Annotated in this window: 19 protein-coding genes; 9 read left to right on the top strand and 10 right to left on the bottom strand. The window is 73.0% G+C overall.

Features of this window, described 5'->3' with window-relative positions:
• The first annotated feature begins 282 nt into the window (after positions 1 to 282).
• Positions 283 to 1125, top strand: coding sequence for an HAD family hydrolase (locus ABT092_RS00630; protein ID WP_351238188.1), 843 nt, complete (start codon positions 283 to 285; stop codon positions 1123 to 1125).
• Positions 1126 to 1491: 366 nt separating this feature from the next.
• On the opposite strand, the gene ABT092_RS00625 is transcribed toward ABT092_RS00630, so the two are convergent.
• Positions 1492 to 2316: a Fic family protein gene (locus ABT092_RS00625; RefSeq protein WP_351238186.1), complete on the bottom strand. Its 825-nt coding sequence runs from the start codon at positions 2314 to 2316 to the stop codon at positions 1492 to 1494.
• Between the two features lie 101 nt (positions 2317 to 2417).
• On the opposite strand from ABT092_RS00625, the gene ABT092_RS00620 reads away from it, so the two are divergent.
• Positions 2418 to 3395 (top strand): ATP-binding protein, encoded by a 978-nt coding sequence (locus ABT092_RS00620; RefSeq protein ID WP_351238184.1) that lies wholly within the window; start codon positions 2418 to 2420, stop codon positions 3393 to 3395.
• Positions 3396 to 3444: 49 nt separating this feature from the next.
• Here the strand turns inward: ABT092_RS00620 and ABT092_RS00615 are convergent, their stop codons facing one another.
• Positions 3445 to 4716: a polysaccharide deacetylase family protein gene (locus tag ABT092_RS00615; RefSeq protein WP_351238182.1), complete on the bottom strand. Its 1272-nt coding sequence runs from the start codon at positions 4714 to 4716 to the stop codon at positions 3445 to 3447.
• Positions 4717 to 5014: 298 nt separating this feature from the next.
• Here ABT092_RS00615 and ABT092_RS00610 point away from each other — a divergent pair, with 298 nt between their 5' ends.
• The 6 genes from ABT092_RS00610 to ABT092_RS00585 all read left to right on the top strand — a co-directional run bounded on the left by ABT092_RS00610 (position 5015) and on the right by ABT092_RS00585 (position 11480).
• Positions 5015 to 5812 carry a carbonic anhydrase gene (locus ABT092_RS00610; RefSeq protein WP_502968359.1) on the top strand — a complete coding sequence of 266 codons (798 nt, stop codon included), beginning with the start codon at positions 5015 to 5017 and terminating at the stop codon, positions 5810 to 5812.
• A gap of 199 nt (positions 5813 to 6011) precedes the next feature.
• Complete coding sequence (gene acs / locus ABT092_RS00605; protein ID WP_351238180.1) at positions 6012 to 7970, top strand: acetate--CoA ligase; 1959 nt, start codon at positions 6012 to 6014, stop codon at positions 7968 to 7970.
• Between the two features lie 298 nt (positions 7971 to 8268).
• A complete protein-coding gene (gene nhaA / locus ABT092_RS00600; RefSeq protein ID WP_351238178.1) occupies positions 8269 to 9663 on the top strand; it encodes a Na+/H+ antiporter NhaA in 1395 nt (464 codons plus the stop codon).
• A 120-nt stretch (positions 9664 to 9783) separates the two neighbouring features.
• Positions 9784 to 10266, top strand: coding sequence for a phage holin family protein (locus tag ABT092_RS00595; protein WP_351238176.1), 483 nt, complete (start codon positions 9784 to 9786; stop codon positions 10264 to 10266).
• Positions 10263 to 11207, top strand: coding sequence for an alpha/beta fold hydrolase (locus ABT092_RS00590; protein WP_351238174.1), 945 nt, complete (start codon positions 10263 to 10265; stop codon positions 11205 to 11207). The genes ABT092_RS00595 and ABT092_RS00590 overlap by 4 nt, the downstream gene beginning before the upstream one ends.
• 96 nt (positions 11208 to 11303) lie before the next feature.
• Complete coding sequence (locus ABT092_RS00585) at positions 11304 to 11480, top strand: hypothetical protein (RefSeq protein WP_351238172.1); 177 nt, start codon at positions 11304 to 11306, stop codon at positions 11478 to 11480.
• A 15-nt stretch (positions 11481 to 11495) separates the two neighbouring features.
• On the opposite strand, the gene ABT092_RS00580 is transcribed toward ABT092_RS00585, so the two are convergent.
• The 3 genes from ABT092_RS00580 to nth all read right to left on the bottom strand — a co-directional run bounded on the left by ABT092_RS00580 (position 11496) and on the right by nth (position 14481).
• Complete coding sequence (locus ABT092_RS00580; protein WP_351238170.1) at positions 11496 to 12698, bottom strand: MarP family serine protease; 1203 nt, start codon at positions 12696 to 12698, stop codon at positions 11496 to 11498.
• 84 nt (positions 12699 to 12782) lie between these two features.
• Positions 12783 to 13502: an NUDIX hydrolase gene (locus tag ABT092_RS00575; RefSeq protein WP_351238168.1), complete on the bottom strand. Its 720-nt coding sequence runs from the start codon at positions 13500 to 13502 to the stop codon at positions 12783 to 12785.
• Positions 13503 to 13605: 103 nt separating this feature from the next.
• The gene (gene nth / locus ABT092_RS00570) at positions 13606 to 14481 is read right to left on the bottom strand and encodes an endonuclease III (protein WP_502968367.1); all 876 of its coding nucleotides are present in this window, start codon (positions 14479 to 14481) and stop codon (positions 13606 to 13608) included.
• Positions 14482 to 14783: 302 nt separating this feature from the next.
• Here nth and ABT092_RS00565 point away from each other — a divergent pair, with 302 nt between their 5' ends.
• Entirely contained in the window at positions 14784 to 15458 is a 675-nt protein-coding gene (locus tag ABT092_RS00565) for a Crp/Fnr family transcriptional regulator (RefSeq protein WP_351238164.1), read from the top strand.
• Between the two features lie 67 nt (positions 15459 to 15525).
• Here ABT092_RS00565 and ABT092_RS00560 read toward each other — a convergent pair whose 3' ends face one another.
• The 5 genes from ABT092_RS00560 to sp36 form a co-directional block, all read right to left on the bottom strand.
• On the bottom strand, positions 15526 to 16359 hold the full coding sequence (locus ABT092_RS00560) for an MBL fold metallo-hydrolase (RefSeq protein ID WP_351238162.1): 834 nt from the start codon (positions 16357 to 16359) through the stop codon (positions 15526 to 15528).
• Positions 16356 to 17240, bottom strand: coding sequence for an NUDIX hydrolase (locus ABT092_RS00555; RefSeq protein ID WP_351238160.1), 885 nt, complete (start codon positions 17238 to 17240; stop codon positions 16356 to 16358). The genes ABT092_RS00560 and ABT092_RS00555 overlap by 4 nt, the downstream gene beginning before the upstream one ends.
• A 59-nt stretch (positions 17241 to 17299) precedes the next feature.
• A complete protein-coding gene (locus ABT092_RS00550; protein ID WP_351238159.1) occupies positions 17300 to 17824 on the bottom strand; it encodes a hypothetical protein in 525 nt (174 codons plus the stop codon).
• 211 nt (positions 17825 to 18035) lie between these two features.
• A complete protein-coding gene (locus tag ABT092_RS00545; RefSeq protein WP_351238157.1) occupies positions 18036 to 18506 on the bottom strand; it encodes a RidA family protein in 471 nt (156 codons plus the stop codon).
• Positions 18503 to 18664, bottom strand: coding sequence for a Sp36 family protein (sp36, locus tag ABT092_RS00540; RefSeq protein ID WP_351238155.1), 162 nt, complete (start codon positions 18662 to 18664; stop codon positions 18503 to 18505). The genes ABT092_RS00545 and sp36 overlap by 4 nt, the downstream gene beginning before the upstream one ends.
• Between the last annotated feature and the right edge of the window lie 28 nt (positions 18665 to 18692).

Genomic DNA, 18692 nt, shown 5'->3' with positions numbered 1-18692 from the left:
GCGTGACCGCGGACGGGCCCGACCGGACGTGCGAACGGGCGGGCACCGGAGTGCCCGCCCGTCGTCGAGCAGCAACGCTCGCACACACGTGTCGGAAAAATGGGACGAAATCGGTCGGGACATGCGACGACCCCCGCCGGGGGGGAGAGCGGGGGTCGTCCCCACGGCCGACTCGGGGGGGGAGGAGTCGGGCCGGGTTAGCACGGTCGCGAACGATCCGTGACTTCCATGGTGTACCCGAAGGCCCTCTCAGGCAAACCCACGCGCCGGGGCTTACGCCGAATGGTGGGCGCCTATGCTCAAGCCGTGGAAAACCACTCGTTGCCCCGCACAGCCGCCTTCTTCGACCTGGACAAGACGGTCATTGCGAAGTCGAGCACGCTCACCTTCGGCAAGTCCTTCTATCACGGCGGCCTGATCAACCGACGGGCCGTGCTGCGCACCGCCTACACCCAGTTCGTGTTCCTCGCCGGGGAGGCCGACCACGAACAGATGGAGCGCATGCGCGAGTACCTCTCCGCGCTCTGCCGGGGGTGGAACGTCCAACAGGTCAAGGAGATCGTCGCCGAGGCGCTGCACGACCTCATCGACCCGATCATCTACGACGAGGCCGCCTCCCTGATCGAGGAGCACCACACCGCCGGCCGCGACGTGGTGATCGTCTCGACCTCGGGCGCCGAGGTCGTGGAGCCCATCGGGGAGTTGCTCGGCGCCGACCGGGTGGTGGCCACCCGGATGGTCGTGGGCGAGGACGGCTGCTTCACCGGGGAGATCGAGTACTACGCCTACGGCCCCACCAAGGCCGAGGCGATCCGGGAGTTGGCCCGGGCCGAGGGGTACGACCTCGCCCGCTGCTACGCGTACAGCGACTCGGTCACCGACCTGCCGATGCTGGAGGCGGTCGGCCACCCGCACGCGGTGAACCCCGACCGGGCGCTGCGCCGGGAGGCGCTGGCCCGCGAGTGGCCGATCCTCGACTTCCACCGACCCGTGCGGCTGAAGCAGCGCATCCCCGCCCTGCGGGTGCCGCGCCGCCCGGCCCTGATCGCCGCCGCGGCGGTGGGCGCGGCGGCGGCGGCCGGGCTGGTCTGGTACGCCAGCAGGCGGCGACCGACGGCGGCCTGACCGGGCCGCGTGCACGGACCGTCCGTTTCCGCACCTTTTGAGGGTGAGGGTAAAGAAGTGAGGCAAAGGGTTCCGCTTCCTTCGCCGCAGGAGTACAAAGGAGTCAACGGCCCGCGAGACCAGGGGCATCCGAGAGGATCACCCCGGACAGCAACCGAGGCCCCACGGACCGAGCACGGAGACCGGGCACCCACGCGACGTCGACCCGTCGAATACGGGCCAGCCGCACCAGGTGACGGGCGAAGTCCCCGCCCTGATGGGCAACACATCGAGGACGCCTGGTAACCCGGTGGACGTGCCAGCGGCGACACGAGCACTCGTGTCGCCGCAACCCTTTCCGGGCCCTCCACGCCCGGGGAAGCCGCCTCAGGCGGCGCCCCGTTGCAGGGCCTCGCAGACCGCGGTCGACTCCCGCACGCCGAGCTCCACCGACCGGCCGCAGTGCGCGATCCACCCCGCCACGCCCTCCGCCGTGCCCGAGGCGTAGCCGGCCAGCGCCGCCGCGTAGGAGGCGCGCCCCTGTTCGGCATGGCCCACCTCCGCCGGGCAGATCGCCCTGGGGTCCAAGCCGCTGCCGATCAGCACGATCCGTTCCGCCGCCCGTGCGACCAGCCCGTTGCGGGAGCCGAAGGGGCGCAGCGCCAGCAGTTCCCCGTGCACCACCGCGGCCGTCACCAGCGCGGGCGCCGAACCGCCCGCGACGACCAGCTCCGCCAGCCCGTCCAGCCGCGCGGCGACCTCGTCCGCCTCGGGCAACGGGAGTTCGACGAGGGGCTCGTCCACCGGCTCGCCCGGCAGGCGGGGGCGCCCCGCCGCGGCGCCCCGGTCCGGGGCGGCCACCAGGTGCAGTCGCGCCAGCACCCGCAGGGGGGACTGGCGCCAGACGGACAGGAGTTGGCCCGCCTCGGCGGAGACCCGCAGGGCGGCGCCGACCGTGCGCGCCTGCTCGTCCACCCCGAAGTCGCTGCGCCGGCGCACCTCCTCCAGCGCCCAGTCCGCCCCCGAGAGCGCGGCCGAACCGCGCGCGCCCCGCAGTGCCGCCTCCGAGGCGACCTCGTTGCTGCGCCGCCGCATGACGCGGTGGCCGTAGGCGCGGTCCACCGCGCGACGGACCGCCGCCACGGATTCGGTCACCCGGGGCAGTTCCCCGAGGGCGGCCAGCGGATCGGGGCGGGCACCTGTCGTACTCATGAGTACGACCCTACGCACCCACCGGCCGCACCCCACGATGGAGTGGTCTTCTTCACGCGTGTTCACGGTCGGGCGCCGGTCGACCAGTAGGCTTACTGAACATGAAAACTGCTTTCGTTGGGAAGGGCGGCAGCGGCAAGACCACCCTGTCCTCGCTCTTCGTGCGGCACCTCGCCGCGACCGGGGCGCCGGTCATCGCGGTCGACGCCGACATCAATCAGCACCTGGGCGCCGCCCTCGGCCTCGACGACGACACCGCGGCCCGGCTGCCCGCGATGGGCGCCCGGCTCCCGCTGATCAAGGACTACCTGCGGGGCTCCAACCCGCGGATCGCCTCCGCCGACACGATGATCAAGACCACGCCGCCCGGTGAGGGTTCGCGCCTGCTGCGCGTCCGCGAGAACAACCCGGTGTACGACGCCTGCGCCCGTCCCGTCGAACTCGACGGCTCCGCCGTGCGCCTGATGGTCACCGGGCCGTTCACCGAAGCGGACCTGGGGGTGTCCTGCTACCACTCCAAGACGGGCGCGGTGGAACTGTGCCTGAACCACCTGGTCGACGGGCGCGACGAGTACGTGGTGGTCGACATGACGGCCGGTTCGGACTCCTTCGCCTCGGGCATGTTCACCCGCTTCGACATGACCTTCCTGGTGGCCGAACCGACCCGCAAGGGGGTCTCGGTCTACCGCCAGTACAAGGAGTACGCACGGGACTTCGGGGTGACCCTCCGGGTCGTCGGCAACAAGGTCCAGGGCCCGGACGACGTCGACTTCCTGCGCCAGGAGGTCGGCGACGACCTGCTGGTGACCGTGGGCCACTCGGACTGGGTGCGCTCCATGGAGAAGGGGCGCCCGCGCCGCTTCGAGCTGCTGGAGCCCGCCGACCGCACCGCCCTGCGCACCCTCAAGGACGCCGTCGACGCGACGTACGCCGCCCGCGACTGGGACCGCTACACCAGCCAGATGGTGCAGTTCCACCTGCGCAACGCGCGGTCCTGGGGCAACGGGCGGACCGGGATCGACCTCGCCTCCCAGGTCGACCCGGCGTTCGTGCTGCGCGAGCAGCAGCCGGTGGGATGAGGCCCGGGCGGGGCGGCACGCGCCCCGCCCCGCCCGGCGCCGCGCCGGCTCAGCGCTCCCCGTCGGCGGGCGCGCCGGGCACGCCCTTCGGGGCGGGCGCCGGCCGGGCCGAGAGGTAGGCCGCCCAGCCGCCCGGCGGCGCCTGACCGACCTTCAGGGTGCGCAGCCGGTCGAGCGTCGCGGGGTCCTGGGCGTCGAGCCAGTCGGCGAGTTGGCGGAAGGACACGCAACGCACCTCCTTCTTGTTGCACACCGTCTCGATGGTCTCCTCGATGGCACGCATGTAGGTGCCGCCGTTCCAGGACTGGAAGTGGTTGCCGATGATCAGGGGCGCGCGGTTGCCCGCGTAGGCGCGGTCGAAGCCCTGGAGGAGCCCGTCACGCATCTGGTCGCCCCAGTACTCGTGCATCGACGGATCGCCCTGCGAGGTCGTACCGGACTGGTTGACCATGAAGTTGTAGTCCATCGTCAGGGTCTCGAAGGACCGCCCGGGGACCGGGACCAACTGCATGGACAGGTCCCACAACCCGTCCTTCTTCTTCGGCCACACCTGGTCGTTGACCCCGCTGGTGTCGTAGCGGAAGCCCAACTCACGCGCGGCGGCCATGAAGTTCTTCTGCCCCTCCAGACAGGGGGTGCGGGCGCCGATGAGTTCCTTCTCGTAGTCGAACGGCAGGGGCTCGACGTCCTTCAGGCCGGCGTTGGTCTTCCAGGAGGTCACGAAGGACTTGGCCTGGGCGATCTCGCTCTTCCACTCCTGGACCGACCACTCGCCGACCCCGCCGCTGCTCCCGCAGAAGTGGCCGTTGAAGTGGGTGCCGACCTCGTTGCCCTCCAGCCAGGCACCGCGCAACTGCTCGACGGTGTCCCTGATCCCCTCGACGTCGTTGAAGCCGATGTCGGAGCTGCCGGCGTTGTGTTGGGGCGGGTCGTAGAGCTTCCGCTTCTCCTCCGGGAGCATGTAGACCCCGCTGAGGAAGTAGGTCATGGTGGCGTTGTTGGCCTTCGCCACCTTGCGGAAGTGCGAGAACAGCCGCTGACCGTCCTCGCCCGCGCCGTCCCAGGAGAAGACCACGAACTGGGGCGGGCGTTGACCGGGCGCCAGCCGTTCGGGGCGCGGCAGTTTCGGTTGGGCGCCGGTGAAGGCGGTGGAGCCGTCGCCGATCAGCCGGACCGCGGTCTTGGGCGCTGCGGCCGGTTTCTTCTCCGGGGCTGCGACCCGCTCGGCACCGGTGTGCTCGGCGTCGCCGCAGCCGGACAGGGCCACGGCGCAGGCCGCGGTCACGGCGATGCCCGCGGCGAACCTCTGGGTGGCGGCCATCCGCCCACCTTCTTCCTGTACGACAAATCTGGGCGCGGCCAAAGTCGCACGGGAATACCGATCCTTTTGTATGACAAGCCGACTAAATTACTCATTCACCCCTCCAGGTGAACGACTCCCCCTTTTGATGCAGGTGTTCGGTCCCGTTCTTTACTCTGGATGACGATCCGTTTACCCAACGTTGATCCATCCCGCCGCTGCAACGCCGTGACCCCACGGCCGCGAGCCGCCCGCACCGCGCCCCCACGGGCCCGGTCGGGCCCCTGTCCGCGACCGCGCCGCCCGGAGGAGACGGGACATGCCGACCACCCCCACCCCTTGCACCGGACCCCACGGTCCGCCCCCGCACCCCACCGCCGACCCGCCCCCCGACGCCCACCCGCTCGCCAGCGGGATCGGCGCCTTCCAACGCCACACCGCCCCCCTGGTCCGCGGCGAACTGGCCCGGCTCGCCCGCGAGGGGCAGCGCCCCTCCCAGCTCTTCCTCGCCTGCGCAGACTCCCGCCTGCTCACCTCGATGATCACTTCCAGCCGGCCCGGCGAGCTGTTCGTGGTGCGCAACGTCGGCAACCTGGTGCCTCCGCCCGGCGCCACCGGCGCCGACGACTCGGTGGCCGCCGCCATCGAGTACGCCGTGGACGTCCTGGAGGTCCGCTCCGTCACCGTCTGCGGGCACTCCGGCTGCGGCGCCATGCAGGCGCTGCTCGCGACCGACACCCCCCAGGAGGACGGCCGCACCCCGCTGCGCCGCTGGCTGCGCCACGGCCTGCCCAGCCTGCACCGGATGCGCTCCGCCGACCCCGCGCCCCGACTCCGCGGGCGCCGCACCGCCCCGAGCGACCCGCTCGAACGGCTCTGCCTCACCCATGTGGTGCAGCAACTCGCCCATCTGCGCGCACACGAGTCGGTGGCCCGTCGGCTCGCCGACCGCTCCCTCGCCCTGTACGGGATGTACTTCCACGTGGGCGAGGCCCAGTCCTATCTGCTCGACCCGTGCGGAACCACCTTCACCCGAGTGGACGCACCGGAGGAACCATCCGACGGAACCCCCGTCGGGCACGGCACCGACCCCCTCGCGACCGTCCCCCGCGGCTGACCGGAAGTCCGCCCCCGCCCGGCCCCACCACGGGCGGGGACACCCCCCGGACCACCCGCGTCACCCCCGTCACCCAGCCGAGAGGAACGTCACATAGGTCTAAACCAATTTCCTGCCAGCCCTTGTCAGCGCACCCCTGGTTCTGGTGAGCTGTGGCGCGGGACACAGCGGATCGGACCTCCTGGGAAAGGGAGAAGTCGTGAGCAACGAAAGCCTGGCCAACCTGCTGCGAGAAGAGCGCAGGTTCTCGCCTCCCGCGGAGCTGGCCGCGCACGCCAACGTCACGGCGGAGGCGTACGCGCAGGCCAAGGCTGACCGGCTCGGCTTCTGGGCCGAGCAGGCCCGCCGCCTGACCTGGGCGACCGAGCCCACCGAGACCCTGGACTGGTCGAACCCGCCGTTCGCCAAGTGGTTCCAGGACGGCAAGCTGAACGTCGCCTACAACTGCGTCGACCGGCACGTCGAGGCCGGCAACGGCGACCGGGTCGCCATCCACTTCGAGGGCGAGCCGGGCGACGGCCGTGCCGTGACCTACGCCCAGCTGAAGGACGAGGTCTCGCAGGCCGCCCACGCCCTCACCGAGCTGGGCGTGCGCGCGGGCGACCGGGTCGCGGTCTACCTGCCGATGATCCCGGAGGCGGTCGTCGCGATGCTCGCGTGCGCCCGCATCGGCGCCACCCACTCGGTGGTCTTCGGCGGCTTCTCCGCCGACGCCATCGCCACCCGCATCCGGGACGCCGACGCCAAGGTCGTCATCACCGCGGACGGCGGCTACCGCCGCGGCAAGCCGTCCGCCCTCAAGCCCGCCGTGGACGAGGCGCTCACCCGGGTGGAGGGCGTCGAGAAGGTCCTGGTCGTCCGCCGCACCGGCGAGGACGTCGCCTGGACCGAGGGCCGCGACGTGTGGTGGCACGAGATCACCGGCCGCCAGTCCACCGAGCACGCCCCCGAGGCGTTCGACGCCGAGCACCCGCTGTTCATCCTCTACACCTCGGGGACCACCGGGAAGCCCAAGGGCATCCTGCACACCTCCGGCGGCTACCTCACCCAGGCCGCCTACACCCACCACGCCGTCTTCGACCTCAAGCCGGAGACCGACGTCTACTGGTGCACCGCCGACATCGGCTGGGTCACCGGCCACTCCTACATCACCTACGGCCCGCTCGCCAACGGCGCCACCCAGGTCATGTACGAGGGCACCCCGGACACCCCGCACCAGGGCCGGTTCTGGGAGATCGTCCAGAAGTACGGCGTGACGATCCTCTACACGGCGCCCACCGCCATCCGCACCTTCATGAAGTGGGGCGACGACATCCCGGCCAAGTTCGACCTGAGCAGCCTGCGGGTGCTCGGTTCGGTCGGCGAGCCGATCAACCCCGAGGCGTGGGTCTGGTACCGCAAGCACATCGGCGGCGACCGCTGTCCGATCGTCGACACCTGGTGGCAGACCGAGACCGGCGCCATGATGATCTCGCCGCTGCCGGGGGTCACCGAGACCAAGCCCGGCTCGGCACAGCGCCCGCTGCCCGGCATCTCCGCGACCGTGGTGGACGACGAGGCGAACGAGGTCCCCGACGGGGGCGGCGGCTACCTGGTGCTCACCGAGCCGTGGCCGTCCATGCTCCGCACCATCTGGGGCGACGACCAGCGCTTCCTCGACACCTACTGGTCCCGCTTCGAGGGCACCTACTTCGCCGGTGACGGCGCCAAGAAGGACGAGGACGGCGACATCTGGCTGCTGGGCCGGGTGGACGACGTGATGTTGGTCTCCGGGCACAACATCTCCACCACCGAGGTCGAGTCCGCGCTGGTCTCCCACCCCTCGGTCGCCGAGGCCGCGGTCGTCGGCGCGGCGGACGAGACCACCGGCCAGGCCATCGTGGCCTTCGTGATCCTGCGCGGCAACGCCGACCCCGAGGACGAGGGCCTCGTCGCCGCCCTGCGCAACCACGTGGGCGCCACCCTCGGCCCGATCGCCAAGCCCAAGCGCATCCTGCCGGTGGCGGAACTGCCCAAGACCCGTTCCGGCAAGATCATGCGGCGACTGCTGCGCGACGTGGCGGAGAACCGCGAGCTGGGCGACGTCACCACGCTCACCGACTCCTCGGTCATGGACCTCATCCAGACCGAGCTGCCGGCCACCCCCAGCGAGGACTGAGCCTCCGGCACGACCCGTCGGAAGGGGCGTACCGGCCCGTGAGCGCACCCCGCTCGCGCGCGCCGGACGCCCCTTCCGCGCGTAAGGTGCAGATCATCCAGTACGCCCGTCGGACCACCAGGTAGGCTGTACGTCGCGTCAAGGTCGCGTAAAGATCGCGGTGGACGCCCCATCGGGGTGCCACCGGACCGTCCGACCTCCTCGACGCGGCAGTACGGGTGCGCCGGGAAGTCTGGTCGGCAGCGCAGTCGGCGACCGCTGACTGGGCCGTCGAACACGACCTGGAGGTCTGCACCCCGTGGCCGCGCCCCGCACCCCCCGCAAGATCCTCGGACGACTCTCGCTGCCCGAGCGGAACTTCGTCGCGGAAGCCCTGCGCACCGAAACGGTCGGCGGGGTCCTCCTGCTGGTCGCCGCGGTCACCGCCCTGGTCTGGGTGAACAGCCCGCTGAGCGACAGCTACCAGTCGGTGCGGGACTTCCACCTCGGGCCCGCCGCACTCGGCCTGGACCTCTCCGTGCAGCACTGGGCGGCCGACGGCCTCCTCGCCGTCTTCTTCTTCGTCGCCGGCATCGAACTCAAGCGCGAACTCGTCGCCGGCGACCTGCGCGACCCCCGGGCCGCCGTCCTCCCGGTGGTCGCCGCGCTGTGCGGCATGGCCGTACCGGCGCTGGTGTACCTGGTCACCAACCTCGCCGGCGGCGGCGACACCGGCGGGTGGGCGGTGCCCACCGCCACGGACATCGCCTTCGCACTCGCCGTGCTGGCCGTCATCGGCACCTCGCTGCCGTCCGCGCTGCGCGCCTTCCTGCTGACGCTCGCCGTCGTCGACGACCTGTTCGCCATCCTCATCATCGCGGTGTTCTTCACCAGCGACCTGGACTTCGCCGCCCTCGGCGGCGCCCTGTTGGGGCTCGTCGTGTTCTGGCTGCTGCTGCGCAAGGGCGTCCGCGGGTGGTACGTGTACGTGCCGTTGGCCCTGGTCGTCTGGGGGCTGATGTACAACAGCGGCGTGCACGCCACCATCGCCGGAGTCGCCATGGGCCTGATGCTGCGCTGCACCCGCCGCGAGGGCGAGACGGTCTCCCCCGGCGAGCACGTCGAGCACCTGGTGCGGCCCGTCTCGGCGGGGCTGGCCGTGCCGCTGTTCGCGCTCTTCAGCGCCGGGGTCCCGGTGTCCGGCGGGGCGCTCGCCGAGGTGTTCACCCAGCCCGAGACGCTGGGGGTGGTCCTCGGCCTGGTGGTCGGCAAGGCCCTCGGCATCTTCGGCGGGACCTGGCTCACCGCCCGCTTCACCCGCGCCTCCCTGAGCGAGGACCTCAGCTGGCCCGACGTGTTCGCGGTGGCCACCCTGGCTGGCATCGGCTTCACCGTCTCGCTGCTGATCGGGGAGTTGGCCTTCGCCGACGATCCGGCGCTCACCGCCGAGGTGAAGGCCGCGGTGCTGACCGGCTCCCTGATCGCGGCGCTCCTCGCCGGCGTCCTGCTGAAGGTCCGCAACGCCAAGTACCGTGCCCTGTGGGACGACGAGAACCGGGACGAGGACCTCGACGGCATCCCCGACGTGTACGAGCAGGACAAGCCCGAGTACCACCTGCGCATGGCGGAGATCCACGAGCGCAAGGCCGCGGAGCACCGCAGGCTCGCGCGGGTGACGGCCGGGGCGGGCGACCGGGACGACAGTCCGGCATGATCGGACATCACAGCGTCATCGCCGCACGGTGCGACGAGGGCGCCCGGTCGGCGCGCCCCACCCCGGAGCTGCCGCCGCCCTGACCGCACGTACCGGAACACCGGACAGAGGGAGTACGCGATGAGCGCACCGGAGGCCCCCGTGGGCGCCGAACGCAGCCTCGGCACGCTGGTGGCCAACGCCACCAGCGAGATGTCGGCGCTGGTGCACGACGAGATCGCCCTGGCCAAGGCCCAACTGCGGCAGGACGTCAAGCGCGGCGTGGTCAGCGGCGGCGCCTTCATCGCCGCCGGCACCGTGCTGCTGTTCTCGCTGCCGATGCTGAGCTTCGCGCTCGCCCACGGCATCCAGGCGTGGAGCGGCTGGCACCTGTCCGTCTGCTTCCTGCTGTCGTTCGCCGCCAACGTCCTGGTCGCGGTGGTGCTCGGCCTGGTCGGCCTGGCCTTCGCCAAGAAGGCCAAGAAGGGCAAGGGGCCGCAGAAGGTCGCCGCCTCCGCCAAGCAGACCGCGGCGGTGCTCCAGCACGCCAGGCCGCACCCGAGGCCGGCCGCGGAGGACGAGTTCTTCGACGCACCCGAGCTTGTGGCACGCTCGTCCTCATGACCGACCCGGCCACCCCCTCGTCGCAGCAGCCCCCGCTCGTACGGATCGAGGGCCCCTGGACGCACCGCGACGTCGCCGCCAACGGGGCGCGCTTCCACATCGCGGAACTCGGCGAGGGGCCCCTGGTCCTGCTGCTGCACGGCTTCCCCCAGTTCTGGTGGGCCTGGCGCCACCAGCTGGTGGACCTCGCCGACGCCGGGTTCCGGGCGGTGGCGATGGACCTGCGCGGGGTGGGCGGCAGCGACCGCACCCCCCGCGGCTACGACCCGGCGAACCTCGCCCTGGACATCACCGGGGTGGTCCGCTCCCTCGGCGAGCCCGACGCCGCGCTGGTGGGGCACGGGCTCGGCGGCTACCTGGCGTGGACGGCGGCCGTGATGCGGCCCAAGCTGGTGCGGCGGCTCGCCGTCTCCTCGATGCCGCACCCCCGGCGTTGGCGGTCGGCGATGCTGTCGGACGTCCGGCAGACCGCGGCCGGCCGGCACGTCTGGGGGTTCCAGCGGCCCTGGCTGCCGGAGCGTCAGCTCGTCGCCGACGAGGGCGCCCTGGTCGGCGAGCTGATCCAGGACTGGTCCGGGCCCCGGATCGACGCCTTCCCCGACCCGGTGCTGGAGGCGTACCGGCGGGCGATGTGCATCCCGTCCACCGCGCACTGCTCGATCGAGCCGTACCGGTGGCTGGTGCGCTCCCTGGCCCGGCCGGACGGCTTCCAGTTCAACCGCCGGATGAAGCGCCCGGTGCGGGTGCCGACCCTGCACCTGCACGGTTCCCTCGACCCGGTGATGCGCACCCGCAGCGCGGCCGGCTCCGGGCAGTACGTGGAAGCGCCCTACCGCTGGCGACTCTTCGACGGGGTGGGGCACTTCCCGCACGAGGAGGACCCGACGGGCTTCTCCCAGGAGCTCATCGGCTGGTTGAAGGACCCCGAACCGGACCGCTGAACACCCGTCCGACGCCCGGTCACGCGCCCCGCGCACGCGCCCGATTCGGTGCCGGGAGGGCGGTTACCGTGCTCGGGGGCAGGGCACACGTCGGGTATGGGCTGGACGCACGACCACAGTGACACGGCTGCACGCGACGACCGCCGGGCCCTGCGCCCGCGCGGCGCGGGACCGCGGACGAGCGGGAGTCCCGGCGAGGCCATGGGCATCCCGCGCATCCTGCGCCGGCGCGCGCGCTGGGTCTCCGCCCGGCTGCGCCATCCGCGCAACTGACGCCCCCTCGGGGCGCTACAGCGCGCAGCTCTGGCTGTCCACCTGCTGAGCGGCGCTGCGGCCCAGTCGGACGTCCTCGCGGACCTCGTCCGCGGTGAGCGCGTACCCCGTGTCCGGGTCGTCCAGCGACTTCGCGAAGATGACCCCGTACACCCGCCCGTCCGGGGTCAGCAGGGGGCCGCCGGAGTTGCCCTGGCGCACGGTCGCGTACAGCGAGTAGACGTCCCGTCGGACGGTGCCCCGGTGGTAGATGTCGGGGCCGTTGGCGGTGATCCGGCCGCGCACCCGGGCGGGCCGCACGTCGTACGCGCCGTTCTCGGGGAAGCCGGCGACGATGGCCCCGGAGCCGCTCTCTGCCTCGCGGTCGGTGACGAACTGGAGGGCGGGCGCCTTCAGGTCGGGCACGTCGAGGACGGCGATGTCCCGTTCCCAGTCGTAGAGCACGACCTTGGCGTCGTACAGCCGTCCCTCGCCCCCTATCTGCACGGTGGGCTCCTCGACCCCGCCGACCACGTGGGCGTTGGTCATGACCCGCCGCTCGGCGAAGACGAAACCGGTGCCTTCGAGGACCTTGTTGCAGCTCTGCGCGGTGCCCAGGACCTTCACGATGGAGCGCTTGGCGTGGGTGGCGACCGCGCTCCGGGCGAGCTCCGGATCGGGCGGCCTGACCTCCTGGATCGGCTCGTTGGCGAAGGGGCTGAACACCTGGGGGAAGCCGTTCTGCGCGAGCACCGAGGAGAAGTCGGCGAACCAGGTGTCGGCCTGGTCGGGCAGTGCCCGGGAGACCCCGAGGAGGACCTTGGAGCTGCGGACCTCCTTGCCCACCGTCGGCAGGGTGGTGCCGGCGAGCGCCGAGCCGATCAGCCAGGCCACCAGCAGCATCGCCACCACGTTGACCAGGGCGCCGCCGGTGGCGTCCAGGGCGCGCGCCGGTGACCAGGTGATGTGGCGGCGCAGCCGGTTGCCGAGGTGGGTGGTGAACGCCTGGCCGACGGAGGCGCAGACGATGACGACCACCACCGCGACGACGGCCGCGGTGGTGCCGACCTCGGCGTCGTCGGTGGCGGCGTCCCAGACGACGGGCAGCAGGTAGACGGCGACGAGCCCCCCGCCGAGGAAGCCGATCACCGACAGGATGCCGACGACGAAGCCCTGCCGGTAGCCGACGACGGCGAACCACACGGCTGCCACCAACAGCAGGATGTCGAGCACATTCACCGTTTCACGCCTCGCCTTGCCTCGCGGATCGTCGCCCCCGCGCCCGTCCCGCCACGGGACGTGTGCACGCGGACGCCCACTGTGTCACGCGCTCCAGTCCAGGGGGACGTGCCGGGAGGGGTCCCAGGGGCGTTCCCAGCCGGCGTAGTGCAGCAACCGGTCGATGACCCCGGCGGTGAACCCCCAGACCAGGGCCCGCTCGACGAGGAACGCGGGCCCGGAGTGCCCCATCGGGTGCACGACGGTGGCGCGTTTGTCGGGGTCCGTGAGATCCGCCACGGGAACCGTGAAGACCCGGGCCGTCTCCGCCGGGTCGACCACCCCGACCGGGCTGGGCTCGCGCCACCAACCGAGGACAGGGGTGACCACGAACCCGCTGACGGGGATGTAGAGCTTGGGCAGCACGCCGAAGACCTGCACCCCGGCGGGGTCGAGTCCGGTCTCCTCCCACGCCTCCCGCAGCGCGGCCCGCACCGGGCCGTCGCCCTGCGGGTCGCCGTCGGCGGGGTCGAGGACGCCGCCGGGGAAGGCGGGCTGGCCGGCGTGGGAGCGCAGCGAGCCCGCGCGCTCCATCAGCAGGAGTTCGGGGCCGCGCTCGCCCTCTCCGAAGAGGACCAGGACGGCGGACTGGCGGCCCCCGCCGTCCGCGGGCGGCAGGAAGCGGCTGAGCTGCGGCGGTCGCACGGTCTCGGCGGCCCGGGCGACCGGGGCGAGCCAGCCGGGCAGCCCCGCGCTGTCGACCGCGACCGTCGCCGGCTCCCGTCCACCGCCCTCGTCGGTGTTGTCGCCGCCCGTGTACGTCATCGGCACCCCCGGCACCCCCGTCTCCGTAGCAACAACGTGCGTGCGCCCCCGTATCGTTCCGGGCCTTCTCCTCCCCGTGCGGACGCTCCCCGGACGGGAGCGCTCACCCGGCCGCCCCGGGGGCGGCGCCCAGCGGCGGGGCGGGCCGGCCGCCGGCGTCGAGGTAGGACTGCGGCGGGCGAAGCCGCTGCCCGGGGTGGCCGCCCTTCTCGTACTTGAGCAGCTTGGCGGCCTTGTCGGGGTCGGTCTCGCCCTCGCCGTAGGCGGGGCAGAGCGGGGCGATGGGGCAGGCGCCGCAGGCGGGCTTGCGGGCGTGGCAGATGCGGCGGCCGTGGAAGATGACCCGGTGGGACAGCATGGTCCAGTCGCTCTTGGGGAAGAGCGCGCCGACCGCGGCCTCGACCTTGTCGGGGTCGGTCTCCTCGGTCCACTTCCAGCGCCGCACCAGCCGGCCGAAGTGGGTGTCCACGGTGATCCCGGGCCGGCCGAAGGCGTTGCCGAGGACCACGAAGGCGGTCTTGCGGCCGACTCCCGGGAGCCTGACGAGTTCCTCCAGGGTGCCCGGCACCTCGCCGCCGAAGTCGTCGCGCAGGGCGACCGAGAGCCCGATGATCGACTTGGTCTTGGCACGGAAGAAACCGGTCGGTCGGATCACCTCCTCCACCTGGGCCGGGTCGGCCGCGGCGAGGTCCTCGGGGGTGGGGTAGGCGGCGAAGAGCGCGGGGGTGGTCTGGTTGACCCGCAGGTCGGTGGTCTGCGCGGAGAGCACCGTGGCGACCAGGAGTTGGAAGCTGTCCTCGAAGTCCAGCTCGGGGTGCGCGTACGGGTAGACCTCGGCCAGCTCGCGGTTGATCCGGCGGGCCCGGCGGACGAGCGCGGTGCGGGATTCGGGACGCTTCGCACGGGTCGCGGCCGGGGGCGCGGCGCCCTTCGTCGCGGAGCGGCGGGGCGTGGTGGAGGCGGTGCGCCCCCGCGCCACGCCCGCCCGTTTTGTCTGTTTCGCGGTCCCGTTGGACGATTGTTCGCCCACAGCGGAATCATCCCCTGCCCTCACCTGGGCAGCCTCCTTACCCTGTGCTCTCACTGGTGATTTGGACACCCGGCCAGCCTAAAGCCCTGCACCACCACCCGCCCGGGACCTGGAGGATCGGCGCCCAATTGGCCCCCAGGAGCACTGCCCGGGACGTACGTACGGCAGACTTGTGACTGATCACACTGTTTGGACCGTCCGGCAAGATGGGGAGCACGGACCCCTGAGTCAGGTCGACAAGGAGAGAACTCGTGGACGACGTTCTGCGGCGCGCCCCGCTCTTCGCGGCGCTCGATGACGAGCAGGCCGCGGAGCTGCGCGCCTCCATGAGTGAGGTGACCCTCGCGCGCGGCGACGCCCTCTTCCACGAGGGCGACCCCGGGGACCGCCTGTACGTGGTCACCGAGGGCAAGGTGAAGCTCCACCGGACGTCCCCGGACGGCCGCGAGAACATGCTGGCCGTGCTCGGCCCCGGCGAGTTGATCGGCGAGCTGTCGCTGTTCGACCCGGGCCCCCGCACCGCCACCGCCACCGCGCTGACCGAGGTCAAGCTGCTCGGCCTCGGCCACGGCGACCTCCAGCCCTGGCTGAAGGCCCGCCCCGAGGTGGCCGCCGCCCTGCTGCGCGCGGTCGCCCGCCGACTGCGCAAGACCAACGACCAGATGTCCGACCTGGTCTTCTCCGATGTGCCCGGCCGGGTGGCCCGCGCCCTGCTGGACCTGTCGCGCCGCTTCGGCGTGCAGTCGGAGGAGGGCATCCACGTGGTGCACGACCTCACCCAGGAGGAACTGGCCCAGCTCGTCGGCGCCTCCCGCGAGACGGTCAACAAGGCGCTGGCCGACTTCGCCGGGCGGGGCTGGCTGCGCCTGGAGGCCCGCGCGGTGATCCTGCTGGACGTGGAGCGCCTCGCCAAGCGCTCGCGCTGACGCACCCGCACGCACGCGTGCCGGACGGTCCGGGTGGACCGTCCGGCACGCGTGCGTGCGGGACGGGCTACGGGATGAGCCCGTGCTCGCCCAGGTACGCCAGCTGGGCCCGTACCGACAGTTCCGCCGCCGGCCACAGCGAGCGGTCCACGTCCGCGTACACCCGGGCGACGACCTCGGCCGGGGTGCGGAAGCCGGCCTCGACCGCCGTCTCCACCTGGGCGAGCCGGTGGGCGCGGTGCGCCAGGTAGAACTCCATGGCGCCCTGGGCGTCCTCCAGCACCGGCCCGTGCCCCGGCAGGACCGTGCGCACCCCGTCGTCGACCGTCAGCGACCGCAGCCGGCGCAGCGAGTCCAGGTAGTCGCCGAGGCGGCCGTCCGGGTGGGCGACCACCGTGGTGCCCCGGCCGAGGACGGTGTCCCCGGTGAGCACCGCCCGGTCCGCCGGGAGGTGGAAGCAGAGCGAGTCCGCGGTGTGCCCCGGGGTGGGCACCACCCTCAGCTCCAGCCCGCCGGTGGTGATCACGTCCCCGGCGGCCAGCCCCTCGTCGCCCAGCCGTAGCGCGGGGTCGAGGGCGCGCACCGGGGTGCCGGTCAGTGCGGCGAACCGGCCGGCGCCCTCGGCGTGGTCGGGATGGCCGTGGGTCAGCAGGGTCAGCGCGATCCGCTTGCCGGCCCGCTCGGCCGTCGCGCGCACCGCGCGCAGGTGCGCCTCGTCCAGCGGCCCGGGGTCGATCACCACCGCGAGCGGGGAGTCCGGTTCGGCGACGATCCAGGTGTTGGTGCCGTCCAGGGTCATCGCCGAGGGGTTCGGCGCCAGGACGTTCACCGCCCGGGCGGTGGCGGGGCCGGAGACCACCGCGCCGCGCGGCTGGCCGGGCAGCGCGTCGGCCGCGGTCATCGTGCCTCCTCGGTCCCGCCGGCGCCGTGGGCGGGCACCGTCTTGGCGAACTCCTCGTGCCCCGGCCAGGTCAGCAGCACCCGGTCGCCCTCCAGCCGGGCCCGGGCCAGCACCGGGGTCAGGTCCTGCGCGGGGGCGGCGGCCAGGGCGGCGCCGGCGGTGCGGAACCCGGTCAGGCGGCGCAGGGTCGCGATGGTCGGCGGCATCATCGTCAGCTCGCCCCGGTCGTACCCGGCGGCGGCCCGGGCGGGCGCGGTCCACACCGTGCGGTCGGCCTCCGTGGACACCGCACGGGTGCGCTGGCCGGCGGGGAGCACGGCGACGAAGAACCAGGTGTCGTAGCGGCGCGGCTCGAACTCGGGCGTGATCCAACGCGCCCAGGCGCCCAGCAGGTCCGCGCGCAGCACCAGGCCGTGCCGGTCCAGGAACGCCGCGAACGAGGTCTCCCGGGCCACCAGGGCGGCCCGTTCGGCCTCCCAGGCCGCACCGGTGGTGTCGGCGACCACCGTGTCCGGGCCGGGTCCGGCGAGCAGCACCCCGGCCTCCTCGAAGGTCTCCCGGACGGCTGCGCACACGATCGCCTGCGCGGTGGCCTCGTCGACCCCCAGCCGGGACGCCCACCAGGCGCGCGGAGGGCCGGCCCAGCGCAGCGCACGGTCGTGGTCGCGGTCGTCGACGCCGCCCCCGGGGTACGCGTACGCGCCCCCGGCGAAGGCCATCGAGGTGCGGCGGCGCAACAGGTGCACCTCGGGACCGTCCGGGGCGTCCCGCAACAGCATCACGGTGGCGGCCCGCCGTGGCGGGGCGACCACGAGGGTGCCGTCGGCCAGGGCGCGGATGCGATCCGGCCACTCGGGTGGGTACCACTGCCCGTTCGCCATGGCCGGAGGCTATCCGCCGCGGCGCGGATGTTCGAGGGGGCGGTGCCCGCGGGCACGCCCTACCGGTCGGCCCATCCCCGCAGCAGTGCCTCGCGCTCGCCCGCCCGGGGCGAGCCGCCCTCCCGGGCACGGCCCCAGCGGGACATCTCCGCGAGCGTCGTCGACATCGTCGCGGCGCCCTCGGTGAGACGGGCCAGGACGGCGCGGGACAGCTCGACCTCCGTCGCGGTGTAGCCCACGGCCGCGGCGGCGTAGGCGCCCAGCTCCCGTTCGTCCCCAAAGGCCGCCAGCCGCACCGTCATCAACGGCGGGGCGTCGTCCCCGCCGCCGCTGCCGACGCCGAAGGCCAGCACCGTGCCCAGGGCCATGTCGGCGACCGCGCCGACCTGCCGCTTCAGGGACTTCACCGGGACGTCCACCACCGTCAGGGCGCCGACGTCCTCCCACGGGTAGAGCCCGGCCTGCCCGTGGCCGAGGGCCAGCACGCCCTCGGAGGTCAGCCGCACCCCGGGCGACTCCCCGGACGGCTTCGCGCCCACGTACACATCGCCCTCGACGATCCAGAACAGGCCCACCATGGCCATGGAACGCGCACCCCCGCTTCCCCGACCCGGCGGCCCCACCGCCGGGTGCTCCGCTCCGTACCCCCGACGGGCACGGGCCGCTCACCGCCCGTACCCGAAACGCGCGGCGGGGCGGGGGAGTTCCCGCTGCGCCGTCGCCCGCCCGCGTCCCCCCGATCCCCGGCGCGGGCCGGGCGGCCGTGCGCGGAGGGTCGGAGGGACGTCCCGGGCGTCAGTCGTCGGTCAGCTCGACCAGGACCTCGACCTCGACCGGGGCGTCCAAGGGCAGCACCGCGACGCCGACCGCGCTGCGGGCGTGCACGCCCTTGTCGCCGAAGACCTCGCCCAGCAGTTCGCTCGCGCCGTTGAGCACCCCGGGCTGACCGGTGAAGTCCGCGGCGGAGGCCACGAACCCGACCACCTTGACCACCCGGGCGACCCGGTCCAGGTCCCCGGCCACCGACTTCACCGCGGCCAGCGCGTTCAGGGCGCAGGTGCGGGCCAGGTCCTTGGCCTCCTCGGCGGTGACCTCGGCCCCCACCTTGCCGGTCAGCGGCAGGGTGCCGTCCACCAACGGCAACTGGCCGGCGGTGTAGACGTGCGCACCGGTGCGCACCGCGGGCTGGTAGGCGGCCAGCGGTGCGGCGACCTGCGGCAGCGCCAGCCCCAGCGCGGCCAGCCGTGCCTCGACGGCCCCGCTCACTCGGACTTCTCGCGCTTCAGGTAGGCCACCAACTGCTCCGGGTTCGGGCCCGGCACGACCTGCACCAGCTCCCAGCCGTCCTGACCCCAGTTGTCGAGGATCTGCTTGGTCGCGTGGACGAGCAGCGGCACGGTCGCGTATTCCCACTTCTTGGTCATGCGGCGACTGTATCCGCTGTGGAGGGCG

The sequence above is a fragment of the Streptomyces sp. NPDC002490 genome (assembly GCF_040296045.1).
Classification (GTDB): domain Bacteria; phylum Actinomycetota; class Actinomycetes; order Streptomycetales; family Streptomycetaceae; genus Streptomyces.
Note: the sequence above shows the minus strand (reverse complement) of the source record. Positions and strands in the feature narration are given on the sequence as shown.

Excerpts from the sequence above, each read along its gene's own strand:
- ABT092_RS00615 (WP_351238182.1), bottom strand. The coding sequence starts at position 4,716 with ATGGCCGCCACCCAGAGGTTCGCCGCGGGCATCGCCGTGACCGCGGCC.
- ABT092_RS00575 (WP_351238168.1), bottom strand. The coding sequence starts at position 13,502 with ATGACGTACACGGGCGGCGACAACACCGACGAGGGCGGTGGACGGGAG.
- ABT092_RS00610 (WP_502968359.1), top strand. The coding sequence starts at position 5,015 with ATGCCGACCACCCCCACCCCTTGCACCGGACCCCACGGTCCGCCCCCG.
- ABT092_RS00585 (WP_351238172.1), top strand. The coding sequence starts at position 11,304 with ATGGGCTGGACGCACGACCACAGTGACACGGCTGCACGCGACGACCGC.
- ABT092_RS00550 (WP_351238159.1), bottom strand. The coding sequence starts at position 17,824 with ATGGCCATGGTGGGCCTGTTCTGGATCGTCGAGGGCGATGTGTACGTG.
- ABT092_RS00620 (WP_351238184.1), top strand. The coding sequence starts at position 2,418 with ATGAAAACTGCTTTCGTTGGGAAGGGCGGCAGCGGCAAGACCACCCTG.
- ABT092_RS00555 (WP_351238160.1), bottom strand. The coding sequence starts at position 17,240 with ATGGCGAACGGGCAGTGGTACCCACCCGAGTGGCCGGATCGCATCCGC.
- ABT092_RS00595 (WP_351238176.1), top strand. The coding sequence starts at position 9,784 with ATGAGCGCACCGGAGGCCCCCGTGGGCGCCGAACGCAGCCTCGGCACG.
- ABT092_RS00590 (WP_351238174.1), top strand. The coding sequence starts at position 10,263 with ATGACCGACCCGGCCACCCCCTCGTCGCAGCAGCCCCCGCTCGTACGG.
- ABT092_RS00630 (WP_351238188.1), top strand. The coding sequence starts at position 283 with ATGGTGGGCGCCTATGCTCAAGCCGTGGAAAACCACTCGTTGCCCCGC.
- ABT092_RS00560 (WP_351238162.1), bottom strand. The coding sequence starts at position 16,359 with ATGACCGCGGCCGACGCGCTGCCCGGCCAGCCGCGCGGCGCGGTGGTC.
- ABT092_RS00625 (WP_351238186.1), bottom strand. The coding sequence starts at position 2,316 with ATGAGTACGACAGGTGCCCGCCCCGATCCGCTGGCCGCCCTCGGGGAA.
- sp36 (WP_351238155.1), bottom strand. The coding sequence starts at position 18,664 with ATGACCAAGAAGTGGGAATACGCGACCGTGCCGCTGCTCGTCCACGCG.